Source organism: Kitasatospora sp. NRRL B-11411 (genome assembly GCF_000721345.1).
In the GTDB taxonomy this organism is placed as follows: domain Bacteria; phylum Actinomycetota; class Actinomycetes; order Streptomycetales; family Streptomycetaceae; genus Kitasatospora; species Kitasatospora cineracea.
On sequence record NZ_JOGH01000102.1, the window covers coordinates 1 to 24,573 of the forward strand.

General features: G+C 74.2%; 17 protein-coding genes. 9 read left to right on the forward strand and 8 right to left on the reverse strand.

The window, feature by feature from the left end; all coding sequences use genetic code 11:
• Positions 1-107 precede the first annotated feature (107 nt).
• Positions 108-2,999, reverse strand: a complete 2,892-nt coding sequence (locus IH44_RS0131095; protein WP_198545073.1) for a glycosyl hydrolase — start codon at positions 2,997-2,999, stop codon at positions 108-110.
• A 311-nt stretch (positions 3,000-3,310) separates the two neighbouring features.
• On the opposite strand from IH44_RS0131095, the gene IH44_RS0131100 reads away from it, so the two are divergent.
• The 4 genes from IH44_RS0131100 (at position 3,311) to IH44_RS0131115 (ending at position 8,061) form a co-directional block, all read left to right on the forward strand.
• Positions 3,311-4,615: an ABC transporter substrate-binding protein gene (locus tag IH44_RS0131100; RefSeq protein WP_030463116.1), complete on the forward strand. Its 1,305-nt coding sequence runs from the start codon at positions 3,311-3,313 to the stop codon at positions 4,613-4,615.
• Positions 4,616-4,706: 91 nt separating this feature from the next.
• Entirely contained in the window at positions 4,707-5,648 is a 942-nt protein-coding gene (locus IH44_RS0131105; protein WP_030463117.1) for a carbohydrate ABC transporter permease, read from the forward strand.
• A 4-nt stretch (positions 5,649-5,652) separates the two neighbouring features.
• Entirely contained in the window at positions 5,653-6,555 is a 903-nt protein-coding gene (locus tag IH44_RS0131110) for a carbohydrate ABC transporter permease (protein WP_030463118.1), read from the forward strand.
• Positions 6,556-6,612: 57 nt separating this feature from the next.
• Positions 6,613-8,061, forward strand: a complete 1,449-nt coding sequence (locus IH44_RS0131115; RefSeq protein WP_030463119.1) for a GH1 family beta-glucosidase — start codon at positions 6,613-6,615, stop codon at positions 8,059-8,061.
• Between the two features lie 38 nt (positions 8,062-8,099).
• Here IH44_RS0131115 and IH44_RS0131120 read toward each other — a convergent pair whose 3' ends face one another.
• Positions 8,100-8,969, reverse strand: coding sequence for an NmrA family NAD(P)-binding protein (locus IH44_RS0131120; RefSeq protein WP_030463120.1), 870 nt, complete (start codon positions 8,967-8,969; stop codon positions 8,100-8,102).
• A 308-nt stretch (positions 8,970-9,277) separates the two neighbouring features.
• Here IH44_RS0131120 and IH44_RS0131125 point away from each other — a divergent pair, with 308 nt between their 5' ends.
• Both IH44_RS0131125 and fusA read left to right on the forward strand, forming a co-directional pair.
• On the forward strand, positions 9,278-10,186 hold the full coding sequence (locus IH44_RS0131125) for a LysR substrate-binding domain-containing protein (RefSeq protein WP_030463121.1): 909 nt from the start codon (positions 9,278-9,280) through the stop codon (positions 10,184-10,186).
• Between the two features lie 405 nt (positions 10,187-10,591).
• Positions 10,592-12,682 carry an elongation factor G gene (gene fusA, locus IH44_RS0131130; protein WP_030463122.1) on the forward strand — a complete coding sequence of 697 codons (2,091 nt, stop codon included), beginning with the start codon at positions 10,592-10,594 and terminating at the stop codon, positions 12,680-12,682.
• A gap of 69 nt (positions 12,683-12,751) precedes the next feature.
• Here the strand turns inward: fusA and IH44_RS0131135 are convergent, their stop codons facing one another.
• From IH44_RS0131135 to IH44_RS41715, 5 genes are all read right to left on the reverse strand, one after another.
• Positions 12,752-13,525: a hypothetical protein gene (locus IH44_RS0131135; RefSeq protein WP_051817615.1), complete on the reverse strand. Its 774-nt coding sequence runs from the start codon at positions 13,523-13,525 to the stop codon at positions 12,752-12,754.
• A gap of 251 nt (positions 13,526-13,776) precedes the next feature.
• Positions 13,777-15,885: a phosphocholine-specific phospholipase C gene (locus tag IH44_RS0131140; protein WP_051817617.1), complete on the reverse strand. Its 2,109-nt coding sequence runs from the start codon at positions 15,883-15,885 to the stop codon at positions 13,777-13,779.
• 325 nt (positions 15,886-16,210) lie between these two features.
• Positions 16,211-16,489, reverse strand: coding sequence for a hypothetical protein (locus tag IH44_RS0131145; RefSeq protein WP_030463125.1), 279 nt, complete (start codon positions 16,487-16,489; stop codon positions 16,211-16,213).
• Between the two features lie 250 nt (positions 16,490-16,739).
• A complete protein-coding gene (locus IH44_RS43255) occupies positions 16,740-19,652 on the reverse strand; it encodes a tetratricopeptide repeat protein (protein WP_081967240.1) in 2,913 nt (970 codons plus the stop codon).
• A 202-nt stretch (positions 19,653-19,854) separates the two neighbouring features.
• Positions 19,855-20,742, reverse strand: a complete 888-nt coding sequence (locus tag IH44_RS41715; protein ID WP_051817621.1) for a helix-turn-helix domain-containing protein — start codon at positions 20,740-20,742, stop codon at positions 19,855-19,857.
• A gap of 337 nt (positions 20,743-21,079) precedes the next feature.
• On the opposite strand from IH44_RS41715, the gene IH44_RS0131160 reads away from it, so the two are divergent.
• Complete coding sequence (locus IH44_RS0131160) at positions 21,080-21,607, forward strand: YbhB/YbcL family Raf kinase inhibitor-like protein (RefSeq protein ID WP_030463128.1); 528 nt, start codon at positions 21,080-21,082, stop codon at positions 21,605-21,607.
• A 124-nt stretch (positions 21,608-21,731) separates the two neighbouring features.
• Here the strand turns inward: IH44_RS0131160 and IH44_RS0131165 are convergent, their stop codons facing one another.
• Positions 21,732-22,451 (reverse strand): SDR family oxidoreductase, encoded by a 720-nt coding sequence (locus IH44_RS0131165; protein ID WP_030463129.1) that lies wholly within the window; start codon positions 22,449-22,451, stop codon positions 21,732-21,734.
• Positions 22,452-22,531: 80 nt separating this feature from the next.
• Here IH44_RS0131165 and IH44_RS0131170 point away from each other — a divergent pair, with 80 nt between their 5' ends.
• Both IH44_RS0131170 and IH44_RS0131175 read left to right on the forward strand, forming a co-directional pair.
• On the forward strand, positions 22,532-23,146 hold the full coding sequence (locus IH44_RS0131170) for a TetR/AcrR family transcriptional regulator (protein WP_030463130.1): 615 nt from the start codon (positions 22,532-22,534) through the stop codon (positions 23,144-23,146).
• A 93-nt stretch (positions 23,147-23,239) separates the two neighbouring features.
• A partial coding sequence (locus IH44_RS0131175) for an MFS transporter (RefSeq protein ID WP_081967241.1) occupies positions 23,240-24,573 on the forward strand: 1,334 nt, incomplete at its 3' end.

Genomic DNA, 24,573 nt, shown 5'->3' on the forward strand with positions numbered 1-24,573 from the left:
GGGGGGCGCGGCCGCGGGGCGGGTGGCCTCCCGGGGCGGGTGGGCCTCCCGGGCCGGGCGGAACTGTCGGGATCCGCGGGGCCCGGGAGGGGTCGGGGGTGGGTCGGTCAGTTGAAGGGGAGGCGCAGGACGGAGGCGTTGCCCTGGGACTGGGTGGCTCCGGTGCGGAGCTGGGCCGGGGCGTTGCCGAGGGCGGGCCAGATTTCGAGGGTGACGGTGCCGTTGGCCAGGTTGGTGAGCGGGGCGCCGGTGGTGGACTGGAGGCCGGCGGCGGTGGCGTTGTAGCGCTCCCAGCCGGGGACGGGGTCGGTGGCGAAGTAGCGGTAGGTCTCGGTCCGGTCGACGGTGCCGTTGCCGTCGAAGTCGTAGGAGACGCGCGCCTGTTGGGCGAGGGCGACGGTGGAGCCGGCGTCGACGTACAGGTCGAAGTCGGTGCCGGCACCGGGACGCAGGGTGCCGGTGAGGTGGCTGAGGGTGTACGTCAGCGGCTGGTAGGGGGTGCCGTCGTGGTTGGTGCCGCCGCCGGAGGCGATGGTGCTGCTGGTCGCGCCGGTGCCGTAGGCGGCGGTGAGGGTGCCGTTGGGCTGGAGGTAGAGGGCGGCGGGGGCGGGGGCGGTCGTGGTGGAGGCCGACGGGGACGGGGAGGGCGAGGGGGAGGAGGAGGCCGACGGGGAGGGGGACGGGGAGTTGGTGGCGCCGCCGGTGCCGCCGTCGGGCTTGGTGCCGCGTTCGGAGGCGGTGGAGCGGGCCGGGACGGTCAGGGTGTAGCCGTCGGAGAAGCGGACGGTGCGGGCGGTGGTGGTGTAGTTGTGCGCCACGTGGGTGCGGGTGCTGCCGTTGGTGAAGACGGCGGCGGTGGGGGTGTCGGCGGTGGTGGCCGGGTCCAGGGTGCCGAGGGCGGCCAGGTTGTAGATCCAGTGGTAGGTGTGGGCCCGGGACTCGCCCTCCTCCGGGGTGTAGCCCGCGTTCCCGGCGTCCCAGTCGGCCTTGGCGGCGGCCGGGTCGGTCAGCGCCTCGGCCTCCCAGAGCAGGTCGCGCCAGTCGGTGAACGCGCCGCCGTTGTTGGCCTTCAGCTCGGCCAGGTTGGCGGCCAGGTCGTCCTTGCGCCGGGCCAGGTAGAGCGAACCGGAGGTGACGGGGAGGAAGTTGATGCCGTGGATCATGCCGGGGGCGGCCGTCCACCAGGTGGAGTAGGCGGCGCCGGAGCCCCAGACCATGCCGACGGTGGAGTGCTGGAAGGCGGCCGGGAAGACCTGGTGGTCGGCGTCGAACCAGTACTGCTGCACGGCGTTGGCCTCGGTGGTGTACAGGTAGACGCCGAGGTCGCGCAGCGAGGTGTCGCCGGTGGCGGCGCCGAACAGCAGCAGGCCGGCGCTGAAGTTCAGCGACTCGGAGGAGGACTCCTCGTTGTTGCCCGCGGCGAACCCGGCGTGGCCGGAGGCCCAGCCGTGGCCCTCGTACGGGTCGAAGTTGCGCAGCCAGGGGAAGCGGGCGTCGGTGCGGTCGGTGTTGGCGGCGTCCTTGGCCAGCAGCTTGACCATTCCGCCCCACTGGCTGTCCGCGGCCCAGGCGGTGTCGTAGCGGGCGACGGTGGCGGCGGCCTGGACGAAGTAGCCGTAGTGGAAGTGGTGGTCGTTGAGTTCGGCGTCGGTGCCGTAGGAGGCCGGGTAGCCGATCAGGGTCTTCCAGGTGGAGTCGTAGGCGAAGCCGGGCGAGCCGGTGCCCGCGAACCAGGTCTGCAGCTTGCCCTTCATCAGCCCGAGCAGCTTGTCACGGGCCGCGGTGTCGCCCAACTGGTCGGCGATCGGCACCAGTTGGGCCATCTGGCCGAGCGCCTTGCCGACCCAGTAGGTGTCGGTGGCGCCGTTGAACGGGTCGCTCGCGTCGGAGACCTGGTGCAGGTAGCCGTCCAGCGCGGCGCGGTCGTACGAGCCGGCGTCGGGCAGCGAGGGGAGCACGCCGGTGACGGTCTGCACGGTGGAGAAGGACGAGCCCTGGCGGACCTTCATGGTGCCGCGCGGGGAGGTGTACGTCAGTGCGGTGAGGGCGTCCGGGGTGGCCTGCCACTGCTGCGGGTAGAGCGCGAGCAGGGTGCCGGTGGCGGTGCCCTCCTGGGCGGTGGTGGTGGCGGTGAAGGTGGTGGTGAGCCTGCCCGCGGCCTGGTCGTAGTTCCAGCCGACCTTGGTGTCGGTGACGAAGTCGTAGGCGTACGTGCGGAACTGGGCCAGGTCGGCGGTGGAGGGCAGCAGGGCGACCGAGTAGTAGTCCTTGCTGCCGAGGTTCGCGGTCAGGGTGCTGCCGTTGACGTTCCAGCTGCTGCCGGTGGGTGCGAACAGGCCGTAGTTGTGGCCGCCGACGGTGATGCCGAGCACGCTGCCCTGGTTGCTGAAGACGGTGGGCGCCGAGGCGGTGGTGACCTGGGCGGCGCCGCCGGTGGCGTGCGCGAACACGTACGGCAGGCCGTGGCCGATCGTCGCGCTGAAGGTGTGCGCGCCGTCCGCCCAGTACGGGGTGACCGTCCAGTCGGACCAGCCGTCGACCTTGGTGTCGGGGGAGTTCAGGCCGGCCACGCCCAGGGTGAGGTCCCGGGTGTGGGTGTAGTCGTACTGGCGGCCGTCGGAGGTGATGGTCGGGGTGGTGGGGTAGCCGACCTCCAGGCCCGCGGCCTGGGCCTTGAAGGTCATCGGGTGGGCGTACAGGTTCTCCGAGTACGGGTTGCCCGCGTAGCGCTGGTAGATCAGCGAGGACCACCAGTCGTTGGTGGGGGCGGCCTGGCCGGCCATCCGCGCGGTGACCTTGGGGGTGACGGGGGCGCCGTCGGAGTTGCTCGGGCCGACGGTGCCGGCCGGGCGGGTGTCCGCGTAGCCGCCGAGGCCGACCCGGACGGTGGTGGCGGCGGAGGCGCTGCCGGCGCCGAGGGCGGCGGTCAGGGTCGCCGCGGCGGCCAGCGCCAGCGTGGTGAGGGCGGCCGTGGGGCCGCGCAGGGAGCGGAGCTTCATGATCGTGTGTCCACCTTGAGTGGGGGCGGGCGGGTGAGTATGAGAGCGCTCTCAGCCAGCGGACCGTAAGGGCGGCCGTGAAGGGGTGTCAACCGGCTCGACGCAGACTGTTGCGTTCAGAAGTCGTATGCCCAGGTTGGGAGCGCCCGGAGATTACGTTCAGGTTTCGAGGTCTTGACGAGCGAACTTCCGCCCCGGCAGTCTCTCGGCATCGGTTGAGAGCGCTCTCAGAAAATCGGGCGCTTCCGGATCGGCACTGCTCCTTTTCTTCGCACCCACCCACGCTCCCGCCCCGCCCTGGAGGCCCTCGCATGCGTCCCCCCAGAGTCCGCCGCTCCACCGCTGCCCTGGGCAGCGCCGTCCTCGCCACCGCCCTGCTGCTCAGCGCCTGCAGTTCCGGCGGCTCCGGGTCCAAGGACTCCGCCGACGGCAAGGTGACCATCACGGTGGACCTGTTCGGCACCTTCGGGTTCAAGGAGGCCGGCCTGTACGACGAGTACATGAAGCTCCACCCGAACGTCACCATCAAGCAGACCGACACCCAGGACGAGGGCCAGTACTGGCAGGCGCTGCAGACCAAGCTCGCGGGCGGCGGCGGCCTCGCCGACATCCAGGGCCTGGAGGTCGGCCGGGTGGCCAGCGTGGTGCAGAAGCAGGCCGACAAGTTCACCGACCTCAAGACGCTCGGCATCGGCGACGTCAACGACGGCCTGGTGCCGTGGAAGGGCGCCGCGATCAAGACCGCCGACGGCAAGGTGCTCGGCGCGGGCACCGACGTCGGCCCCGAGGCGATCTGCTACCGCACCGACCTGTTCCAGGCCGCCGGGCTGCCCACCGACCGCGCCGAGCTCGCGCAGAAGTGGTCCACCTGGCAGGGCTACCTCGACCTCGGCAAGCAGTACGCCGCCAAGGCCGAGGCGGGCAACGCCTGGACCGACAGCGCCGCCGGCATGTTCACCGCCGAGGTCGGCCAGCAGAAGGTCCGCTACTCCGACGAGGCCGGCAAGCCCGTCTACGACAGCAGCCCGGCCGTGAAGACCGCCTGGACCGACGCCACCGCGCTGGTCGCCGACGGCCTGTCCGCCAAGCTCGCCCAGTGGACGCCGGAGTGGAACAAGGCGTTCTCCACCGGCAAGTTCGCCACCCTCTCCTGCCCGGCCTGGATGATCGGCTACATCAAGGGCCAGGCCGGCGACGCGGGCTCCGGCAAGTGGGACATCGCCGCCGGCCCCGGCAAGACCGGCAACTGGGGCGGCTCCTACCTGGCCGTGCCGCGCACCGCCAAGCACCCCAAGGAGGCCGCCGAGCTGATCAAGTGGCTGACGGCCAAGGAGCAGCAGGCCACCCTGTTCACCAAGCAGGGCTCCTTCCCGTCCTCCACCGGCGCCCAGGACGCCATCAAGGACGTCACCGACCCGTACTTCAACAACGCGCCGATCGGCCAGATCTTCAGCGAGTCGGCCAAGGCGATGCCCGCCCAGGTGCTCGGCACCGACGACGGCGTGATCGGCAAGGCGTTCACCGACGCCCTCGGCGAGGTCGAGCGGACCGGCACCGCGCCGGACACCGCCTGGAAGCACGCCCTGGACAACGTCAAGAAGGCCAACGGCAACTGACGCACCGTCAGCCCAGGCAGTCAACTAGGGCAGCCCGCCTCGCCGTTCACGCAGCGGCGGGGCGGGCGGCCCCCGTCGAAGGACCCCGCCCATGGCCCTCAGCTCCACCGCCCGGCTGCCCGCCGCGCCGCCCGCCGGACGGCCCGGCCGGCTGCGCCGCCGGCTCGCCCCCTACGGCTTCCTCGCCCCGTTCTTCGGGCTGTTCGCCGCGTTCGGCCTCTTCCCGCTGCTGTACACCGCCTGGGTGTCGCTGCACCGGGTCGAGCTCCAGACCTCGGACCGGATGGACTGGCTCGGCTTCCAGAACTACACCCGGCTGCTGTCCGACCCGTTCTTCTGGAACGCGCTGCGCAACACCTTCACCATCGGCGTGCTCTCCACCGTGCCGCAGCTGCTGATGGCCCTGGGCCTGGCCCACCTGCTCAACTACCGGCTCCGCGGTCGCACCTTCTTCCGGGTCGCCATGCTGATGCCGTACGCCACCTCGGTGGCCGCCGCCACCCTGGTGTTCGCCCAACTCTTCGGCCGCGACTACGGGTTGATCAACTGGGTGCTGAGCAGCCTCGGCGTCCACCCGGTCGACTGGCAGGCGAACACCTGGGCCTCCCAGTTCGGCGTCTCCGCCATCGTCACCTGGCGCTGGACCGGCTACAACGCGCTGATCTACCTGGCCGGCATGCAGTCCATCCCCGGCGAGCTGTACGAGTCCGCGGCCGTCGACGGCGCCTCGCGCTGGCAGCAGTTCCGGCACGTCACCGTCCCCGGGCTGCGCCCCACCATCGTCTTCACCGTGGTCGTCTCCACCATCGGCGCGACCCAGCTGTTCGGCGAACCCCTGCTCTACGAGGGCAACTCCGGCGGCGGCATCTCGCACCAGTACCAGACCCTCGGCCTGTACCTGTACGAGCAGGGCTGGACGTTCTTCCACCTCGGCCGGGCCGCCGCCGTCGCCTGGGTGATGTTCCTGCTGATCGTGCTGCTCGCCCTGCTGAACGCGGCGATCGCCGCCCGCCGCAACCGTACGGACCGGTGACCCGATGACCCACGTGACCACCCAGGTGCTCGACAAGCCCGCCGCCGTGGACGGCGACCGGGCCCGTGCCAAGGGCCGCAAGGCGCGCTCGCCGCTGAACGGCGGGCCGCTCGCCTACGCGGTGCTGATCGGCGCCACCCTGCTCGCCGTCTTCCCGTTCTACTGGACGCTGGTCGCCGCCAGCCGCTCCAACTCCGAACTCAGCGCCGCCACACCCGCGTTGACGCCCGGACCGAACCTGTTCCACAACATCGGCGAGGCCCTGCAGCAGGCCGAGATCGGCAAGGCGCTGCTCAACTCGCTGATCGTCTCCAGCGTGGTCACCGCCGGCGTGGTGCTCTCCTCCACGCTCGCCGGGTTCGCCTTCGCCAAGCTGCGCTTCCGCGGCCGCGGCGCGCTGCTCGCGCTCACCGTCGGCACCATGATGATCCCGCCGCAGCTCGGCGTCATCCCGCTGTTCATGGTGATCGTCAAGCTCGACCTGCAGAACAAGCTGCCCTCGGTGATCCTGCCCTCGCTGGTCTCCGCGTTCGGCGTCTTCTTCATGCGCCAGTACCTGGTGCAGGCCCTGCCGGACGAACTCGTCGAGGCCGGCCGGATGGACGGCGCCTCGCTGCTGCGGATCTTCCGCTCCATCGTGCTGCCCGTCGCCCGCCCCGGCATGGCCGTGCTCGGCATGCTCACCTTCATGGCCACCTGGAACGACTTCTTCTGGCCGATCGTCGCACTCAGCTCCCAGAACCCCACCGTGCAGGTCGCGCTGAAGTCGCTCGGCCAGGGCTACGTCCCCGACCAGTCCGTGGTGATGGCCGGCACCCTGATCGGCACCCTGCCCGTCCTGGTGGTGTTCGCGCTGCTCGGCCGGCAGATCGTCGGCGGCATCATGCAGGGCGCCGTCAAGGGCTGACCCGCGGTACGGCCCGATGGGCTGACAGACCCTCAACTTGTTTGGATGGAACGCGACATGACCGTCGAGACTCTTCCCGTGACCACTTCCTCCCCCGCCGCCGCACCCGCCCGCTTCCCGGCCGGATTCGTCTGGGGCGCCGCCACCGCCGCCTACCAGATCGAGGGCGCCGCCGCCCAGGACGGCCGCACCCCGTCCATCTGGGACACCTTCGCCCGCCGCCCCGGCACCGTCCGCAACGGCGACACCGGTGACATCGCCGCCGACCACTACCACCGCTACCGCGACGACGTCGCGCTGATGTCCGAACTCGGCCTGGGCGCCTACCGGTTCTCGCTCGCCTGGCCGCGCGTCCAGCCCGGCGGCCGGGGCCCCGCCAACGAGGCCGGGCTCGACTTCTACGACCGCCTGGTCGACGAACTCCTCGGCGCCGGCATCACCCCCGTCGCCACCCTCTACCACTGGGACCTGCCCCAGGAGTTGGAGGACGCGGGCGGCTGGACCGACCGCGACACCGCGTACCGCTTCGCCGAGTACGCGCACCTCGCCGCCCGCCGGCTCGGCGACCGCATCCCCACCTGGACCACCCTCAACGAGCCCTGGTGCAGCGCCTTCCTCGGCTACGGCAACGGCGTCCACGCCCCCGGCCGCACCGACCACGCCGCCGCCCTCACCGCCCACCACCACCTGCTGCTCGCCCACGGCCTCGGCACCGCCGCGCTGCGCGCCGAACTCCCCGACACCGCCCAGGTCTCGCTCACCCTCAACCTGGCCGCCGTCCGCCCGCTGTCCACCGACCCCGCCGACCTCGACGCCGCCCGCCGGATCGACGGCCTGGGCAACCGGATCTTCCTCGACCCGGTGTTCCGCGGCAGCTACCCCGCCGACGTCCTCGCCGACACCGCGCACGTCACCGACTGGGCCTTCGTCCGGGACGGCGACCTCGCCGAAATCTCCCGCCCCATCGACTCGTTGGGCATCAACTACTACACGCCCACCGTCGTCGCGGCCGAGCAGGAACCGGCTGTCGACGCGGACGCCCCGCGCGGCGACGGCCACCAGGGCGGCAGCCCCTGGCCCGCCGACCAGGGCATCCGCTTCCTGCCCGCCCCCGGCACCCGCACCGCCATGGGCTGGCCGGTCGACGCCGACGGCCTGTACGAACTCCTCACCCGGCTGCGCGACGACCTGCCCGGCGTCCCGCTGCTGGTCACCGAGAACGGCGCCGCCTACGAGGACTACACCGACCCCAGCGGCGCCGTCCACGACCCCGAGCGGATCGACTACCTGCACGCCCACCTCGCCGCCGTCCACCGCGCCATCGCCGACGGCGCCCCCGTCCGCGGCTACTTCCTGTGGTCGCTGCTCGACAACTACGAATGGGCGTACGGCTACAGCAAGCGCTTCGGCATCGTCCACGTCGACTTCGCCAGCCAGCGCCGCACGCCCAAGGACAGCGCGCACTGGTACGCCCGGGTGATCCGGGACGGCGCGCTGCCGCAGTAGCGGGCCGGCGGGGCGGGCGGGGTGCGGGGCCGGGCGGTTCAGGCGGGCGGGGCCGTGAACGCGGTGGCGAACTCCGCGGCGAACGCGGCGAACGGGCGGGGCGGGCGGCCGGTCAGCTTCTCCACGTCCGAGCTGACGGTGGCGGCCCGGCCCGCCGCGTAGTGGGCGTACAGCTCGACCAGGCCCTCCGCGTTCCACCGCGGGTAGCCGGCACCGACCAGGGCCTCCAGGGCCTGCTCGGGGCTCGGCGACACGTACCGCACCGGGTGGCCGGCCGCCCCCGCCAGGATCTCCGCCAGCGCGTCGTGGGTCAGCGCCTCGGGGCCGGTCAGCGTGTACACCGCGCCCTGGTGGCCGTCCTCGACCAGGGCGGCCACCGCGGCCGCCGCCACGTCCCGGGCGTCCACGTACGAGACCGCGCCGGAACCGCCCGGCACCGCGAGCAGGCCGGTGCGGACCGGGGCCGCCATGCCCAGGAAGTTCTGGAAGAAGCCGTTCGGCGCCAGCACCGTCCACGGCAGGCCGCTGGCCCGCAGGTGCGCGAAACCCGCCACGTGCGCGTCCACGAAACGGGCACCCGTCGCGCCGCCCTCGGCGCCCGCCGCCGTGTGCAGCACCACCCGCGGCCGGCCGCCCGTGCGCACGGCCGCGTCGATCACGTTCCGCTCGTGCTCCGCCATCGCCGACTGCGCTGCCACCAGCAGGTACACCGCCCCGGCACCGGTCAGCGCCGCGTCCAGCGAGGCCGGGTCGGCGAAGTCCGCGACCACCGCCTCGACCCCGGCGTCCCACCCGGCCGGCACCGCGTCCGCGTTCCGGACCAGCGCCCGCACCGGCACCCCGCGCTCCCGCAGGCCCGCGACCACCGCCGAACCCACCGTCCCGGTCGCGCCCGTCACCACGATCATGAGCTCTCCCCGCTCTTCCACCAGTGTCGTTGACGCCGCACGCCACGGAACGTCACACCACGGAACGTCACGTGACGTTCCGTCGTGCCGCGTCGCTTCAGATCAAAGATCAGGTCAACCGGCCCCGTGATCAAGGCCGTTCCGGCGCACAATCCAGTAGCCGCACTCATCGATCGGACCTCGGCGGTCGGCCCCGGCCGCTCCCGGCCGCTTCCGGCCGCTTCCGGTCGCTCCCGGCCGCTCCCGGCGGGACGATCCGGCCGATGCGCCGGCAGCCGACGTACCGACGACCCTGGAGCGCACCGCCGGTGGACCTGACCGAGATCGAGACCTTCCTCGCGCTGGCCGAGGAACTCCACTTCGGGCGCACCGCCGAACGGCTGCGCCTGTCCCAGTCCCGGGTCAGCCAGCTCATCCGCTCCCTCGAACGTCGCATCGGCGCCCCGCTGTTCACCCGCACCAGCCGCCGCGTGGCGCTCACCCCGCTCGGCGCGCACGCCCGCCGCACCCTCGGCGAGGCCCACCGCGACCTGCGCCGCAGCTACGACGAGGCCGTGGCCATCGCCCGCGGCGTCACCGGCACCCTGCGCCTGGGCTTCCTCGGCTGCCTCAACGGGCCGCCGCTCACCGACGCCGTCGCCGCCTTCGCCCACCGGCACCCCGCCTGCCGGGTCGGCGTCACCGAGGTGCCCTGGGCCGCGCCGTACGCCGCGCTGCGGGCCGGCGAGATCGACCTGCTGCTCACCCTGCTGCCCGTCGACGAACCCGACCTCGGCGTCGGCGCCGTCCTGGTCTCCCACCCGCGGGTGCTCGCCCTGCGCGCCGACCACCCGCTCGCCGCCCGGCCGCGGATCGACGTCGAGGAACTCGCCGACTGGCCCGTCCTGGACAGCCCGTCCGACACCCCCGACACCTTCCGGCACGCCGTCACCCCGCCGTTCACCCCGCGCGGGCGCCCGCTGCGCCGCACCCCCGGCGGCCGCACCTACCAGGAGGCGTTGCACCGGGTCGCCGTCAGCGACACCGTCTGGCCCACCCACCGCGGCCTGTTCCTCAACCACCGGCACCCCCGTGTCCGGGCCCGCCCGCTCACCGGCCTGCCCGCGGCGAACGGGGCCCTGGTCTGGCGGGCCGACGCGGCCACGGCGAAGGTGCACGCCTTCGTGGCGTTCGCGGCCGCGGCGGTCGAAGACATTCCTGACGTTCAGTCAGATTGACTGTGGCGAAGGGGTGTTGGACGGTCCGGAAAATGCGGTGACAGCGGGCGGGCGGCGTCCCTAGACTCGGCCCGCTGGACGACGCCCGGGCCGCAGTGGCCGATCGGGCGCACCGTGACGTGAGTGGAGAGGGAGGGGCCGGTCGTGCGTACTGCCGCCGTCGTCGTTCCCCCGTCGCGGTTCGAGGTGATCCTGGTGTCCCGGGCGGGCCGGTGCCCGCTGCGCGGCCGGTGCCGGTAGGAACCACGAACTCCCCGTCCTGTCCTGCTCGTTGACCTTCGTTCTGCCTGCCCGTTCGACGCGGCGGGTGGTGCGCGGGTGCGTGCGGGGCGGTGGGTGTGCCCCGTGGTGCCGTGAATCGCGCTGCCGATTCCAGGAACGAACCCCGAAGGGCCACGGGCCACCATGCGTACCGACCTCGTCACCACCACCACTGCTTCTGCTTCTGCTTCTGCTTCTGCCGCTGTCGCCGCGGTCCGCAACCTGGGCATCCTCGCCCACGTGGACGCCGGGAAGACCACCGTCACCGAGCGGATCCTGTTCCTGACCGGGGCGGTCCACAAGCGCGGCGAGGTCCACGACGGCACCACCGTCACCGACTTCGACCCGCAGGAGCGCGACCGTGGCATCACCATCTTCGCCGCGGCCGTCAGCTGCGAGTGGGGCGGCCACCGGCTCAACCTGATCGACACGCCCGGCCACGTCGACTTCGCGGACGAGGTGGAGCGCTCGCTGCGGGTGCTGGACGGCGCGGTGGCGGTGTTCGACGCCGTCTCGGGTGTCGAGCCGCAGAGCGAGTCGGTGTGGCGGCAGGCGGACCGGCACGGCGTCCCGCGGATCGCGTTCGTCAACAAGATGGACCGGCCCGGCGCCGACCTGGACGCCGCGGTCGCCTCGATCCGGGAGAAGCTGCACCCGGCGCCGCTGGCCGTGCAGCTGCCGATCGGCCGGGAGGGCGGCTTCACCGGCGTGGTCGACCTAGTCGGGATGCGTGCGCTGACCTGGCCGGACGCTGCCGAGCCCGGTACCGGCTGCCAAGTCGGCGACGTGCCCGAGGAGTTGGCGGCCGAGGCGGCCCGGCGGCGGCAGGCCCTGGCGGAGGCGGTGGCCGAACTGCACCCCGCCGCGCTGGAGGAGTACTGCGCCACCGGCACCCTCACCGCCGCCGCCCTCACCGGTGCGCTGCGCCAACTCACCGGCAGCGGACAGGCGGTGGTGGTGCTGTGCGGCTCGGCGTACCGCAACCGCGGCGTCGAACCGCTGCTCGACGCGGTGGCCGCGTACCTGCCGTCGCCGCTGGACGTCCCGCCGGTGCGCGGGGAGTTCGACGGCGCGCCGCAGGAACGCACCGCCGATCCCGAACAGCCGTTCTCCGCCCTGGTGTTCAAGGTCGCCGCGACCACCACCGGGCGGCTCGGCAGCCTGCGCGTCTACTCCGGCACGCTACGGAAGGGGGACACCGTGCTCGACGCCCGCACCGGCCGCACCGAGCGGATCGGTCGGATCCTGCGGGTGCAGGCCGACCGGCACACCGAGACCGACAGCGCGGTGGCCGGCGACATCGTCGCCGTGGTCGGCGCGAAGGGCGCCAAGGTCGGCACCACGCTGTGCGACCCGCGAGCCCCGCTGGTGCTCGAACCGGCCGTCGCCGCCGACCCGGTGGTGACCGTCGCGATCGAGGCCCGCCGCTCGGTGGACACCGACCGGCTGGCCGCCGCCCTGGCCCGGATCAACGAGGAGGACCCGTCGCTGGTGGTCGGCAGCGACCCGGAGAGCGGGCAGCGGACGCTGTCCGGGATGGGCGAACTGCACCTGGAGGTCGCGGTGGAGAAGCTGCGCCGCGCCGGGCTGGAGGTCACCGTCGGACGGCCGAAGGTCGCCTACCGGGAGACCGTCTCCGCGGCGGTCACCGGCCTGGTCCTGCGGCACGTCAAGCAGGACGGCGGCTCCGGGCAGTTCGCGCACGTCGTGGTCGACGTCGCCCCGCTCGGCGAACCCGGCACGGACGGCTTCGAGTTCCGCTCCACCGTCACCGGCGGGCGGGTCCCGCAGGAGTTCGTGCAGGCCGTCGAGGCGGGCTGCCGGGACGCCCTCGCGGACGGCCCGCTCGGCCACCCGGTCACCGGGGTCCGGGTCACCCTCACCGACGGGGCGACCCACGTCAAGGACTCCTCCGACCTGGCGTTCCGCACCGCCGGACGGCTCGCCCTGCGCGAGGCGCTGCGGCGCGGCGGCCCGCTGCTGCTGGAGCCCGTCGTGGAACTCACCGCGACGGTGCCGCCGGACGGCGTCGGCGGCGTCCTCGGCGACCTGTCCGCCCGCCGCGGCCGGGTGCACGGCTCCGAGCCGCGCGGCGGCAGCGCGGTGCTGACGGCGACCGTTCCGCTGGCCGAACTCTTCGGCTACGCGGGCACGTTGCGCGGCCGCACCCAGGGCCGGGGCACGTTCACCACCCGGCCCGCCGGGTACGCGCCGGCGCCGCGGACGCAGCAGTAGCAGCAGCCGGTCCCCGTCCCGCCTCTCCCGGCAGGACGGGGACCGGTGCCGTCGCCCCTCGGGCCGCCGTCAGCGCAGCCAGCCGCGTTCGGCGGCGCGGGCCCCGGCCTGGAAGCGGCTGCGGGCGCCGAGCACCTCCAGGGCCTCGGCGGTCAGCCGGCGGACGGTCCGTTCGGAGATGCCCAGCTTCCGGGCGGCGACCACGTCGGTGTCGCCCTGCTGGAGGATCCGCAGCAGCGCGTAGTGCTGCGCCGCCATGCCGTTGCGGTCGCGCCCCCGGGGGCGGCGCAGCGGCGCGGCGCCGTGCCACAGCCCCTCGAACAGCGCGCACAGCGCGGCGACCGGCCCGCGGCCGTGCAGCACGGTGGCGGTGTCGGCCCGCGCCGGGTCGAGCGGCAGGACGGCGGTCTCCCGGTCCAGCACGATCATCCGCAGCGGCAGCGCGGGGACGGTGCGGACCTGCCCGCCGAGTTCGGTCAGCTGGCGCGCGTACTCCACGGCGGCCGGGCGGTGGCGCGCCGTGTCGACGAGCAGCACCCGCAACTCGACGCCCCGGCGCAGGAGTTCCGCGACCGGCAGGCCGTCGGGTTCACCCGGTTCACCTGGTTCACCTGGTTCACCTGGTTTGCTCGGTTCAGTCGGTTTGCTCGGTTCGGCGAGTTCGGCGAGTCCGGTCGGGCCCGGCTCTCCGTCCTCCGGGGCGAGCACCAGGACCTGGGAGGCCACGCCCGCGCCGAGCCCGGCCAGCCGCGCCCGGACGGCGTCCGCGCCCAGCAACTCCTCCACCCGGGCCCGGCGCCCGGTCGCCTCGATCGCGGCGGTCACCTTGAGCGCGGCGGTCACCTCACCACCCGCCCGGAGCCCGGCGTCCGATCCCGGCCCGGCCCACCCTGCACATCGCGTTCCTCCGCTCCCCCCGCCCGCCCGCCCGTCCGCTCCGCGCCGACCGGCCCGTTGCCAGGGTAGGTCTAGACCACTGGGGCGTCCGGTGTCAAAGGTCGCGGGCCGCGGCCGGTCCCGCCGCCGGGCGGGCCGCCCCAGGGTTCGGACACCCTCCGATCCGAACCCCGGGGCCGGCCGGCGGCGGTGGGCGGTCAGGAGGTGAGCAGGCCCGGGTCGGAGAGGGAGGGGGCGCCGGTCTCGACGTGGCCGGCGAGGCGGCGGACGAAGTCGGCGCTCCGGTCGGAGGTGACGGTGAGGTCGTACCAGTGGCGGCAGGCGGAGAGGTCGACGGTGAGGGTGACGGTGGTGCCGCGGCGGACGGTGACGGCCTGCGGGGCGCCGGCGTAGGCGTTGGCCACGGTGAGGACGGCGTCGGCTCCGGCCGGGTTGGTGAAGGTCAGGGCGAGGTTGCCGGTGGCGGCGTCGTGGCGGGCGGTGACCTCGGGGCCCGCGGTCTTGCCGGGGTTGCGGAAGCGGCGCAGGAAGCCGTTCGGGCCGAACACGGTGAGGTCGGTGACGCCCTTGGAGTAGGCGGTGTTCCAGGCGTCGGAGACGGACTTGCCGGCCTCGGCGGTGTACGTCCACGGTCCGTCGGTGCGGTTCGCCGAGGTGACCAGGAACTGGGCGCCCGCGGCCGGCCCGCCGCTGAACGCGAGGGCGTACTTGCCGGTCGAGACGTCGGCCGAACCGTCCACGTACGGCGCGTACTTGAGCGGTCGGGTGGGCTTGGCGCCGGGCTCCTGCCGCGGCACGGCGCCGGTGGCGGGCGGGGTCGGGACGTAGTCGGGGTGCCGGTTGTGGTCGGCGGGCAGGTACGCGGCGGTGGACGGCAGCGCGGCCGGGGCGGGGTTGCTCGCGGTGAAGTCGAAGGCGGAGGTGAGGTCGCCGCAGATGGCCCGCCGCCAGGGCGAGATGTGCGGTTCGGCGACGCCGAAGCGCTGCTCGATGAAGCGGATGATCGAGGTGTGGTCGAAGGTCTCCGAGCAGGTGTAGCCGCCGGTGCTCCACGGCGAGACCACCAGCATCGGCACCCGCTGCCCGAGACCGTACGGCCCGGCCGCGTAACTCGCGCTGCCCGCGAACCAGTCGGCGCCGGTGGCGACCGTGGACAGGCCCTGGTTGGCGGAGGCGGGCGGGAACGGCGGCACCACGTGGTCGAAGAAGCCGTCGTTCTCGTCGTAGGTGATGAACAGCGCGGTGCGGGCCCACACGTCCGGGTTCGCGGTCAGCGCGTCCAGCACCTGCGAGATGTACCAGGCGCCGTAGTTGGCGGGCCAGTTGGGGTGCTCGGTGTACGCCTCGGGGGCGACGATCCAGGACACCTGCGGCAGCGTGCCGGCCGCGACGTCCCGGCGCAGTTGGTCGAACAGGCCGTCGCCGGCCTTGGCGTTCGTGCCGGTGCGGGCCTTCTCGTACAGTGCGTCGCCGGGCTTGGCGTTGCGGTAATTGTTGAAGTACAGCAGCGAGTTGTCGCCATAGTTGCCGCGGTGGGCGTCGCTGATCCAGCCCCAGGAGCCGGCCGCGTCCAGGCCGTCGCCGACGTCCTGGTAGATCCGCCAGGAGACGCCGGCCGCCTCCAGCCGCTCCGGGTAGGTCGTCCAGGAGTAGCCCGCCTCCTGGTTGCCCAGCACCGGTCCGCCGCCGGTCCCGTCGTTGCCGGTGTGGCCCGTCCACAGGTAGTAGCGGTTCGGGTCGGTGGAGCCGAGGAACGAGCAGTGGTACGCGTCGCACAGCGTGAACGCGTCGGCCAGCGCGTAGTGGAACGGGATGTCCTGCCGGGTCAGGTACGCCATCGTGGTGGCCGTCTTCGCGGGCACCCACTGGTCGTACTTGCCGTTGTTGAACGCCTGGTGGCCGCCCGCCCAGTCGTGGTTGAGGTCCTGGACGAACTGCATCCCGAGGTCGTTCACCTGCGGCCGGAACGGCAGGATCTCCTTCTTCGCGCTGTTCGCCTGGTACCAGACCGGCTTCCCGCTCGGCAGCGTCACCGGCCGCGGGTCACCGAAGCCGCGCACGCCCTTCAACGAGCCGAAGTAGTGGTCGAACGACCGGTTCTCCTGCATCAGCACCACGATGTGCTGCACGTCCTGGATGGTGCCCGTGCCGCCCTGCGGGGCGATCGACGCGGCCCGCGCGATGCTGGGCGCCAGCGCGGAGAACGCCAGGCCCGCACCGGCCAGTTGGAGGAAGCGACGCCGGCTCGGTTCGTTCGGCTTGTTCGGTTCGTTCGGCTCGTTCGGCTCGTTCGGTTCGGCAGCCATGGGGCACGACCTCTACGGGGTGAGGGGCGGACGGAGGGCGCCCCCCAGGACACCGCCCGCGGGGTACCACCCGTCGTCCTGCCCGTGGCCGACCGGCGTACGCCGGACGAACGCCTCGAGTTGTCCGGACAAGTCGGCGCGGTTCGGTCGCAAGTTGTGCAGACAAGGCCAATCCGGGTGCGTGGGAAGGGCGTTGACGGCACGGGACCCGCGACGGAGGGCCTGGTGCACCGGTCACCGCCGTCCGCGCCTCCGCCGACCGGTGGTCGGCGGTCCCCCGTGCGCGGACGGCGGCGGTTCCGGGGGCTGCCCGGCGCGGGGCCGACTAGCAGCGGTACTCGACCGTCCAGGAACCCTGGTACGCGTTCTGGCGGTTGTAGTAGTCGACGCGGTAGACGCCGTCCCGGAAGCCGTTGCCGGTGACGTACGTGTAGTTCAGGTGCTGGACGTACGTCCCGTAGTAGTCCGAGTTGGAGGCCACCGCCGGGCAGCCCTGGCCGCCCAGGTTGGCGGGGCCGTCGGCCGCTGCGGCCGTGCCGGTGAAGCCGAGGAGCAGCGCCGCGCCGACCGCAGTCGCTGCGGCGGCCTTGTGGATCGTGCGCATCGTTGCTGGTGCCTTTCGGTTGACGGACGGATTGCCGGAGCTTCCGGGGCCCGTTGGGGAGGCCCCTGCGCTCGGTGTTCATCCTCTGCCGCCCGGCCGGCCCGCTCCATGGCGTCCACCCTGCGCTCGCTTGGCGTTACGGCCCGGCTGGGTGCTGCGGCTGTGCCTGCGTCTGTGCCTGTGCCTGTGCCTGTGCCGGCTCCGGATCCAACTCCTGTGTGCTCGCTTGGTGTTACGGCTCGGCCGCGGGTTACGGCTGCGCCGCTGCCTGCGGGTGAGCCGCCGTCAGCAGTGCCAGTCGGGTCCGGGCGTCGGCGGCCTCGGCCGCGCCGGCCGCTTCGAGGAGCGCGAGGCCCCGGCGGACGGCGTCCAGCGCGGCGGGCCGCTCCGCCGGGGGCAGGCAGTGCCCGATGCCGAGCTGGGCGCGGGCCTCGTCGAGCGGGCTGTCGCTGCGGCGGGCGAGTTCGAGCGCGCGGCGGTGCCGGTCGAGGGCCGCGGGCAGGTCGCCGAGGTCGGCGGCGAGCAGGCCGAGGCTGTTGAGCACCTCGGCCTGGGCCTGCAGGTCCCCGTCGGCCTCGAAGGTCTCCAGCGCCCCGTGCAGCAGGCCGGTGGCAGCGGCCCGGTCGCCGGTCGCGCGCAGCGCCAGCGCCAGGCCGTGCAGCGCGTTGGCCTCGCCGTGCGGGTTGCCCGTGGTCCGGAAGACCGCGGCGGCCTCCCGCTGGAGCTCGACCGCGGCGGCGGTCCGCCCGGTCACCAGGTGCAGTTCGCCCAGCGCGCTGAGGGTGCTGGCCTCGCCCTGCCGGATGCCGAGCTCCCGGCAGCGGGCGAGCGCCAGGTCGAGCAGGTCCCGGGCCTGCGGGTGGGCGCCCTGGAGCAGCCGGATCCGGCCCAGCAGCCACGCCGCGTTGGCCTCGCTCTGCCGGTCGCCGAGCTCGCGGGCGATCGTCAGCGCCTGCTCCAGCAGGTCGCCGCTGTCGGCGGTCCGCCCGCAGCAGTACCGGAGGTCGGCCAGGTCGCTCAGCGCGTGCGCCTCGCCGGCCCGGTCGCCGAGCGAGCGGTAGGCGGCCAGCGCGGCGGCCAGCAGTTCCTCCGCGATGTCGGTCTCGCCGAGCATCCGGCGGGCCCGGCCGAGGTCCCAGAGGGTGTGCGCCTCGCCCTGCGGGTCGCCGAGCTCCCGGTAGCCGGCCAGCGCCCGGCCGTACAGTTCGACCGCGCGGGCCAGGTCGCCGCTCTGGTAGGCGAGTCGGCCGCGCTCCCAGGCCGAGTGGGTCCGGCCGTGTGCGTCGCCCAGCTCGCGGTACAACTGCTCGGCGCGGTCGAACAGTTCGGCGGACTCTTCGAACCGGCCGGCCAGCCGGTGGGCGCGGCCGGCCCGCCACAGCGCCTCCGCCCGGTCGAGCGACCGGCCCTGGGCGGCGGCCGCCTCGGCGGCGGCCAGGTGCAGCGCGGCCTCCTCGGACCGCGGACCATCCAGCTCCAGGATCGGGGCGAGCGCCGCGGTGATGACGCTGCGGCGCTGCGGGTCGCCGCTGCGGGCCATGGCGGCCAGCAGGTTGTTCCGTTCGGCGCGCAGCCAGTCCCGGGCCCGCTCGGGGGAGTCCACGTCGGGGGCGGGCCGGGGCGCCGGGCCGGTCGGCGCCGGACGGTGGCCGCGGTAACGGGCCAGCCGGTGGCCGGCCCGCTCGGCGGTGTCCTGGTAGTGGTCCAGCAACCGGCGGCCGGCGATCTCCCGGCGGGCCGGCGGCTCCTCCTCGGCCAGCGTCCGCGACCAGGACCGGACCAGGTCGTGCATCCGGTAGCGGCCCGGGGTCGGCTGGGCGAGCAGGTGGTGGCCGAGCAGCGACTCCAGCAGCCGTTCCGCACCGCGGCGGTCGGCGCCGAGCAGGTGCGCCGCCGCGCAGACCTCCAGGTCCTCCCCGGGCAGCACGCCCAACAGGCGCAGCAGCCGCTGCTCCTCCGGCGGCAGGTCCCGGTACGAGGCGCGGAACAGGGCGGCCAGGTCGCGGTCCTCGTCGCGCAGCAGGCCGAGCCGGTGCCGCTCCTCGCGCAGCTCCTCCACCAGGGCGGCGGCGGTCAGCCGGGGGCGGTGCCGCAGGCGTGCCCCGAGGATCCGCAGGGCCAGCGGCAACCGTCCGCCCAGCCGGGCCAGTTCGGCGAAGTCGGCGAGCTCGCCGATCGCGGGGGCGGTGGGGCTGGCAGGGTCGGTGGTGGGCGTGGGGACGGGCAGGGGGCCGGCCCCGGCGGCGCGGCGGAGCAGGTCGACCGCGTCGTCCTCGGGGAGCACGTCCAGGGTCAGCAGGTGGGCGTCGTCCAGTCCGACCAGTGGGCTGCGGCTGGTGACCAGCACCAGGCAGCCGGTGCTGCCGGGGAGCAGCGGCCGGACCTGGGCGGCGCTGGACGCGTTGTCCAGCAGGACCAGGGTCCGGGTGCCGGACAGCCGGGCCCGGTAGAGCGCGGCCCGGTCGGTCAGCCCGCTCGGGATCCGGTCGGCCGGCACGTCGAGCGAGCGCAGCAGGGTCTCCAGCGCGTCCTCGGCGCTGAGCGGCTCCAGCCCGGCGGTGTGGCTGCGCAGGTCCAGGAACAGCTGACCGTCCGGGAAGCGCTCGCCCACCCGGTGGGCGGTGCGGACCGCGAGCGCGGTCTTGCCCACCCCGCCCATGCCGGTGATCACGCACAGCACCACCATGCCGGCCTCGGTGCCCTCCGGAGCCAGCCGGGCCACCCCGGCGAGGAACTCGCCCTCCACCGTCCGGCCGGTGAACAGGCGGCTGTCGGAGGGGAGTTGACGCGGACCCCGGGCCGCGGCCACGGGAATGGGCAGGGGCGGGAGCATCGGCGGGAGCACGGGCGCCGGCGCGGGCGCGGACGCGGGTGCCGGGGCGGGTGCCGGGGCGGACGGGGGAGCGGGGGGCGCGGGACGGTCGGTGGCGGGGCGGTCGGTGGCGGGGCGGGTGGCCGCGGCGACCAGCTGCTCGCGGCGGCCGGCCGGCAGGGCGAGCCCGTCCGCCAGCCGGGCCACCGAGGACAGCCGGGGCCGACGGCGGCCGGCCTCCAGCATGCTGATCGAGTGGACGGAGACGCCGGAGCGGTCGGACAGCTCCTCCTGGGTCCACCCGGCGGCCAGCCGAAGGTCCCGCAGCAACGCGCCGAACTCCACTGCCATTCCCCTGTTCCCCGAACGGTCGCGCCGCACGGACCGGTCGGCCGGAACGGCGTCCGATCGTAACGGGGCCACCCCGATCCGCGGCCCGCCCCCGAACCATCGCAGGTGACAGCCCGACCGCGGTCCGTTCTGCCCCGGCGCCGTCGCCCGTCCTGCCTGACGCGGCGCTAGGTGCCGTTGCCGGGGCTTCGGGCGGCGGTGCTCAGGCCGCGGTGATCGGGCGGACGGTGGTGGTGGGGTGCGTGGCGGTGAGGGCGGCGGTGTGGGTGGTGACGAGGTGGCGGAGGGCGCGGTCGGTGGCGGGGTCGGCGGGGGTGAGGGTGAAGAGGCGGTGGGGGCCGGTGGTGAGGATGTCGTAGTGCAGGCGGAGGTCGCCGGCTTCGGGGTGGCGGACGCGTTTGGTGCCGGTGGCGCGGTCGAGGACGGTGTGGTCGTCCCACCAGAGGGTGAATTCGTGGCTGTGGGAGCGCAGTTCGGTGAGGAGGGCAGTGAGGCGCGGGTCGTCGGGGTGGTGGGCGGCGGCGGTGCGGAGGTGGCCGACGGTCTCGCGGGCGACCCGGGGCCAGTCGAGCTGGGTGGCGCGGGTGGCCGGGTCGAGGAAGAGCATCCGGGCGGTGTTGTCGGTCGGTCCGGTGCCGAAGCCGGGGCCGAACAGGGCGCGGGCGGCCGGGTTGTGGGCCAGCACGTCGAGCCGGTGGTCGGTCAGGTAGGCCGGGAACAGCGGTATCCCGTCCAGCAGTTGGCGCAGCGAGTCGCGGACGAGGGCGTGCGGCGGGCGCGTCGAGGGCCGGACGGGGGTCTCCCGGCGGGCGATCAGGTGCAGGTGGCGGTGCTCGTCCGGGGTGAGGCGCAGGGCTTCGGCGAGGGCGTCCAGGACGGCGCTGCCCGGGGTGCCGACCCGGCCCTGTTCGAGGCGGACGTACCACTCGACGCTGACGGCGGCGAGTTGGGCGACCTCCTGGCGGCGCAGCCCCGGGGTGCGGCGGCGCGGCCCGCGCGGCAGGCCGACGTCCTCGGGCTGCAGGCGGGCGCGCTTGGCCCGGAGGAAGGCGGCCAGTTCGGCCTGCGGGGACGGGGCGCGCTCGGTCATGCTCCCGATCATCGGCGCGGGCCGGGCGGCCCGTCCAGTGCCGAGGCTGGTACGCCGGGTGCCACCATCCTGCGGGCCTCCCCAACTGTCGCGGGGCGGGGGAGGGTTGGGCCGTCCGAAGCCAGCTCCGACGATCGACGGGGAGTCCCGCGCCATGTCACGTCCGTTCCGTACCCGCGCTGTTGTCCGTGGCGGGGCCCCCGCTGTCCGCGGCGAGGGCCCCGCTGCCGGGGGAGAGGTCTCCGTCCGGCGTTCGCGCCGTTACCGCACCGCCGCGGTCGCGCTGTCCGCCGCTGCCGTGCTGACGCTGCTGGGGGCCGCCGATTCGAGTGCTCAAGTGGGCCGGAAGGAGGCCGAGTTCGGGCGGGTGTCGGTCCGCTCCGGGGTCCCGGTCGGGGCGGCGCGGTTCACCGTCACCAGCCCGGACATCGTCAACGGCCGCTTCCCGCAGGAGCATTGGGCGAACGCCTTCGGCTGTGACGGCGGCAACCAGCCGCTGCGGCTGGCCTGGAGCGGCGCTCCGGCCGGCACCCGGAGCTTCGCCGTCACGATGTTCGACCCGGACGCGCCGACCGGCTCCGGGTTCTGGCACTGGCTGGTCTGGGACGTCCCCGCCACCGCCACCGGACTGGGCGCGACGCCGCCGGCCGGGGCGGTGACGGGCGCCGACGACGCGGGCGTGCAGGGCTACTTGGGCCCCTGCCCGCCGGTCGGCGACCGTCCACACCGCTACCGGATCACCGTCTACGCCCTGGACACCCCGAGCCTGGCGCTGCCGGCCGCCACACCCGCGGCCGTCACCGCGTTCAGCATGAGCGGCCACGTGATCGGGCACGCGCAGACCACGGCGCTGGCCGCGCGGTGAACCGGTGGGCGCCAGGCGGGCCGGCGGGCGACAGGCGAGCTGGCGGACGTCCGACGGGCGTCAGGCAGACCGGCGGGCGTCCGCCGGGACGGCAGGTGAAAGGTGAACTGCCTGGCAAGGTACGTCAGTTGAGCGGGGCCAGGTGGAGTCCGCCGTCGCTCTCCAGGACGGTGCCGGTGAGGTTGCGGTTGGTCGCGGCCAGCACGACCGCCTCGGCGACGTCCGCCGGGGAGGCGATCCGGCGGGTCGGCAACTGGGCGGCGGCCTGGGCGAAGTAGGCGTCCCGGGCGTCCTGGGGCAGGCCGTCCCACCACGGGGTGTCGACCAGTCCGGGGGAGACGGCGTTGATCCGGCGCGGGGCCAACTCCCTTGCCAGCGGCCGGATCATCGCCTCCAGAGCGCCGTTCACCGCGGCCAGTCCGGCGGTGCCGGGCATGCCGGTGCGGGCCGAGATCGCGGTGACCAGGGTGATCGACCCGTCCTCGGACAGGTGCGGCAGCGCGGCCTGCACGGTGGTCAACTGCCCCCAGAACTTGGCCTCGAAGGCGCCGCGCAGGGCGTCCAGGTCGAGTTCGGCGAACGGCCCCGCGCCCTCGGCGCCGCTGAGCGAGACTACCAGCCAGTCCAACGTGCCGATGGTGGACAGGACTTCGGTGATCTGCCCGCGGTCGCCGCCGTCCGCCCGGTGTCCGATCAGCTCCGGGTCGCTGACCGCCAGCGCCTCCAGCCGCTCCTTGCTGCGGCCCGCCACGTGCACCGCGGCGCCCCGGGCGCGCAGTTGGCGGGCGGTCTCCAGCCCGATGCCCGAAGTGCCGCCGACGACCAGTGCGGTGCGCTCGCCCATGTGGTTCCTCCCCAGTGCGGGTTGCGGCCCGTAATTTCGAACCGCTACGTCTCGTCTCGAATTACGGTAGCGTGGCCGCCGTGATCGAGCAAACGCGCCAGGAGCCGCAGCAACCGTCCGACCGGGCGTCAACTCCCGCACGGGCAGGCCGCCGTCGCAGCGAGGAGAGCCGCCGCGCGATCCTCACCGCCGCCTACGAACTGCTCGCCGAGTCCGGGTACGCCCGCCTCACCGTCGAAGGCATCGCCGCCCGGGCCGGCACCGGCAAGCAGACCCTCTACCGCTGGTGGCCCGGCCGGGCGGACGTCCTGCTCGAAGCCGTCACCGCGTACGCCCGGCAGCACATCCCGCTGCCCGACACCGGCGACCACGCCGCCGACCTGCACGCCTTCCTCGCCGCCACCTTCGCCGCCGCCACTCCGCCCACCACCGACGCCCTGCGCGCCCTGATGGCCGAGGCCCAGATCGACCCCGCCTTCGGCGAACGCTTCCACGACACCCTGCTGCGCCCCCGCCGCGAAGCCCTCGGCACCCTGCTCGCCCGCGCCCACGCCGCCGGCGCGCTCGCCCCCCACCTCACCCCCGCCACCGCCGCCGAACTCGCCTTCGGCCTGCTCTGGTACCGGCTGCTCGCCACCCACGAACCCCTCGACGAGCAGCTCGCCACCCTCCTCACCCGCACCCTGCTGCGCTGACCGCCCGGCGGCCGGGGCGCCCGCCTGTTTCCGGCGGATGTCCAGCCGCACCCCGCCCGCAAGCCCGTCGAACGACTGAACGAGCATGGCGGGGTGCCCACCGAAACGCCCTCCCGACCGTCCCCGCCGCCCGACCCCTCCCGACCGTCCCCGTCACCGGCCCCCGCCCGACCGTCCCCCGCCCGGACCGGGCTGCGCCGCCTCACCCGGGGCGCCTTCGCCGACCTCACCCCGCTGCGCCACAGCCCCGACTACCGGCGGCTCTGGTTCGGACAGACGGTCTCCTCGATCGGCCAGCAGATGACCACCCTCGCGGTCGGCATCCAGGTCTACGCCCTCACCGGCTCCACCTTCCTCACCGGCCTGGTCGGCATCTGCTCCCTGGTCCCGCTGGTCGTCTTCGGCCTGTACGGCGGCGCCATCGCCGACCGCGTCGACCGCCGCCGCCTCGGCCTGATCGGCTCCGGCGGCCTCGCCGCCGTCTCCGCGCTCCTCGCCGCCCAGGCCCTGCTGGACCTGCGCTCCATCACCCTGCTCTACGCCGCCGTCGCGCTCCAGGGCGGATTCTTCGCGGTCAGCTCGCCCGCCCGCTCCTCGATGATCCCGCGCCTCGTCCCGCGCGAGCAGCTGCCCGCCGCCAACGCCCTCAACACCATCGGCATGAACCTCGGCCAGACCGTCGGCCCGCTCCTCGGCGGCGTCGCCGTCGCCGCGTACGGGGCGCAGAGCGCGTACCTGGCCGACACCGTCGCCTTCGCCGCCACCCTCTACGCGATGTGGCGCCTGCCCGCGATGCGCCCGCAGAGCACCACCGGCAAGCGCGCCACCGTCCTCGACGGCCTGCGCTTCCTGCGCACCCAGCCCAACCTGCGGACCTCCTTCGCCGCCGACCTCGCCGCGATGATCTTCGGCCTGCCGCGCGCCCTCTTCCCCGCCATCGTCCTCCCCTTCTACGGCGGCGACGCCGGCACCGTCGGCCTGCTCGCCGCCGCCCCCGCCGTCGGCGCCCTGGCCGGCGGCCTCTTCTCCGGCTGGATCGGCCGCATCCACCGCCACGGCGTCGCCGTCCTCACCTCCGTCGCCGCCTGGGGCCTGGCCATCGCCGCCTTCGGACTCGTCCGCAACCTCCCGCTCGGCCTGCTCCTGCTCGCCGCGGCCGGCTGCGCCGACACCGTCTCGATGATCTTCCGCAACACGATGATGCAGGTCGCCGCCCCCGACGAGATGCGCGGCCGCCTCCAGGGCGTCTTCATCGTCGTCGTCGCCGGCGGTCCCCGCCTCGGCGACTTCGAATCCGGCACCGTCTCCTCCCTCACCACCCCCACCCTCTCCATCCTCACCGGCGGCCTCGCCTGCGTCGCCGTCGTCCTCTACCTCGCCCTCCGCCGCCCCGCCTTCCGCCACTACGACGCCCGCCACCCCACCCC

Coding starts and splice junctions, on each gene's coding strand:
- IH44_RS0131095 (WP_198545073.1), bottom strand. CDS start 2,999: ATGAAGCTCCGCTCCCTGCGCGGCCCCACGGCCGCCCTCACCACGCTG.
- IH44_RS0131100 (WP_030463116.1), top strand. CDS start 3,311: ATGCGTCCCCCCAGAGTCCGCCGCTCCACCGCTGCCCTGGGCAGCGCC.
- IH44_RS0131105 (WP_030463117.1), top strand. CDS start 4,707: ATGGCCCTCAGCTCCACCGCCCGGCTGCCCGCCGCGCCGCCCGCCGGA.
- IH44_RS0131110 (WP_030463118.1), top strand. CDS start 5,653: ATGACCCACGTGACCACCCAGGTGCTCGACAAGCCCGCCGCCGTGGAC.
- IH44_RS0131115 (WP_030463119.1), top strand. CDS start 6,613: ATGACCGTCGAGACTCTTCCCGTGACCACTTCCTCCCCCGCCGCCGCA.
- IH44_RS0131120 (WP_030463120.1), bottom strand. CDS start 8,969: ATGATCGTGGTGACGGGCGCGACCGGGACGGTGGGTTCGGCGGTGGTC.
- fusA (WP_030463122.1), top strand. CDS start 10,592: ATGCGTACCGACCTCGTCACCACCACCACTGCTTCTGCTTCTGCTTCT.
- IH44_RS0131140 (WP_051817617.1), bottom strand. CDS start 15,885: ATGGCTGCCGAACCGAACGAGCCGAACGAGCCGAACGAACCGAACAAG.
- IH44_RS0131145 (WP_030463125.1), bottom strand. CDS start 16,489: ATGCGCACGATCCACAAGGCCGCCGCAGCGACTGCGGTCGGCGCGGCG.
- IH44_RS43255 (WP_081967240.1), bottom strand. CDS start 19,652: ATGGCAGTGGAGTTCGGCGCGTTGCTGCGGGACCTTCGGCTGGCCGCC.
- IH44_RS41715 (WP_051817621.1), bottom strand. CDS start 20,742: ATGACCGAGCGCGCCCCGTCCCCGCAGGCCGAACTGGCCGCCTTCCTC.
- IH44_RS0131165 (WP_030463129.1), bottom strand. CDS start 22,451: ATGGGCGAGCGCACCGCACTGGTCGTCGGCGGCACTTCGGGCATCGGG.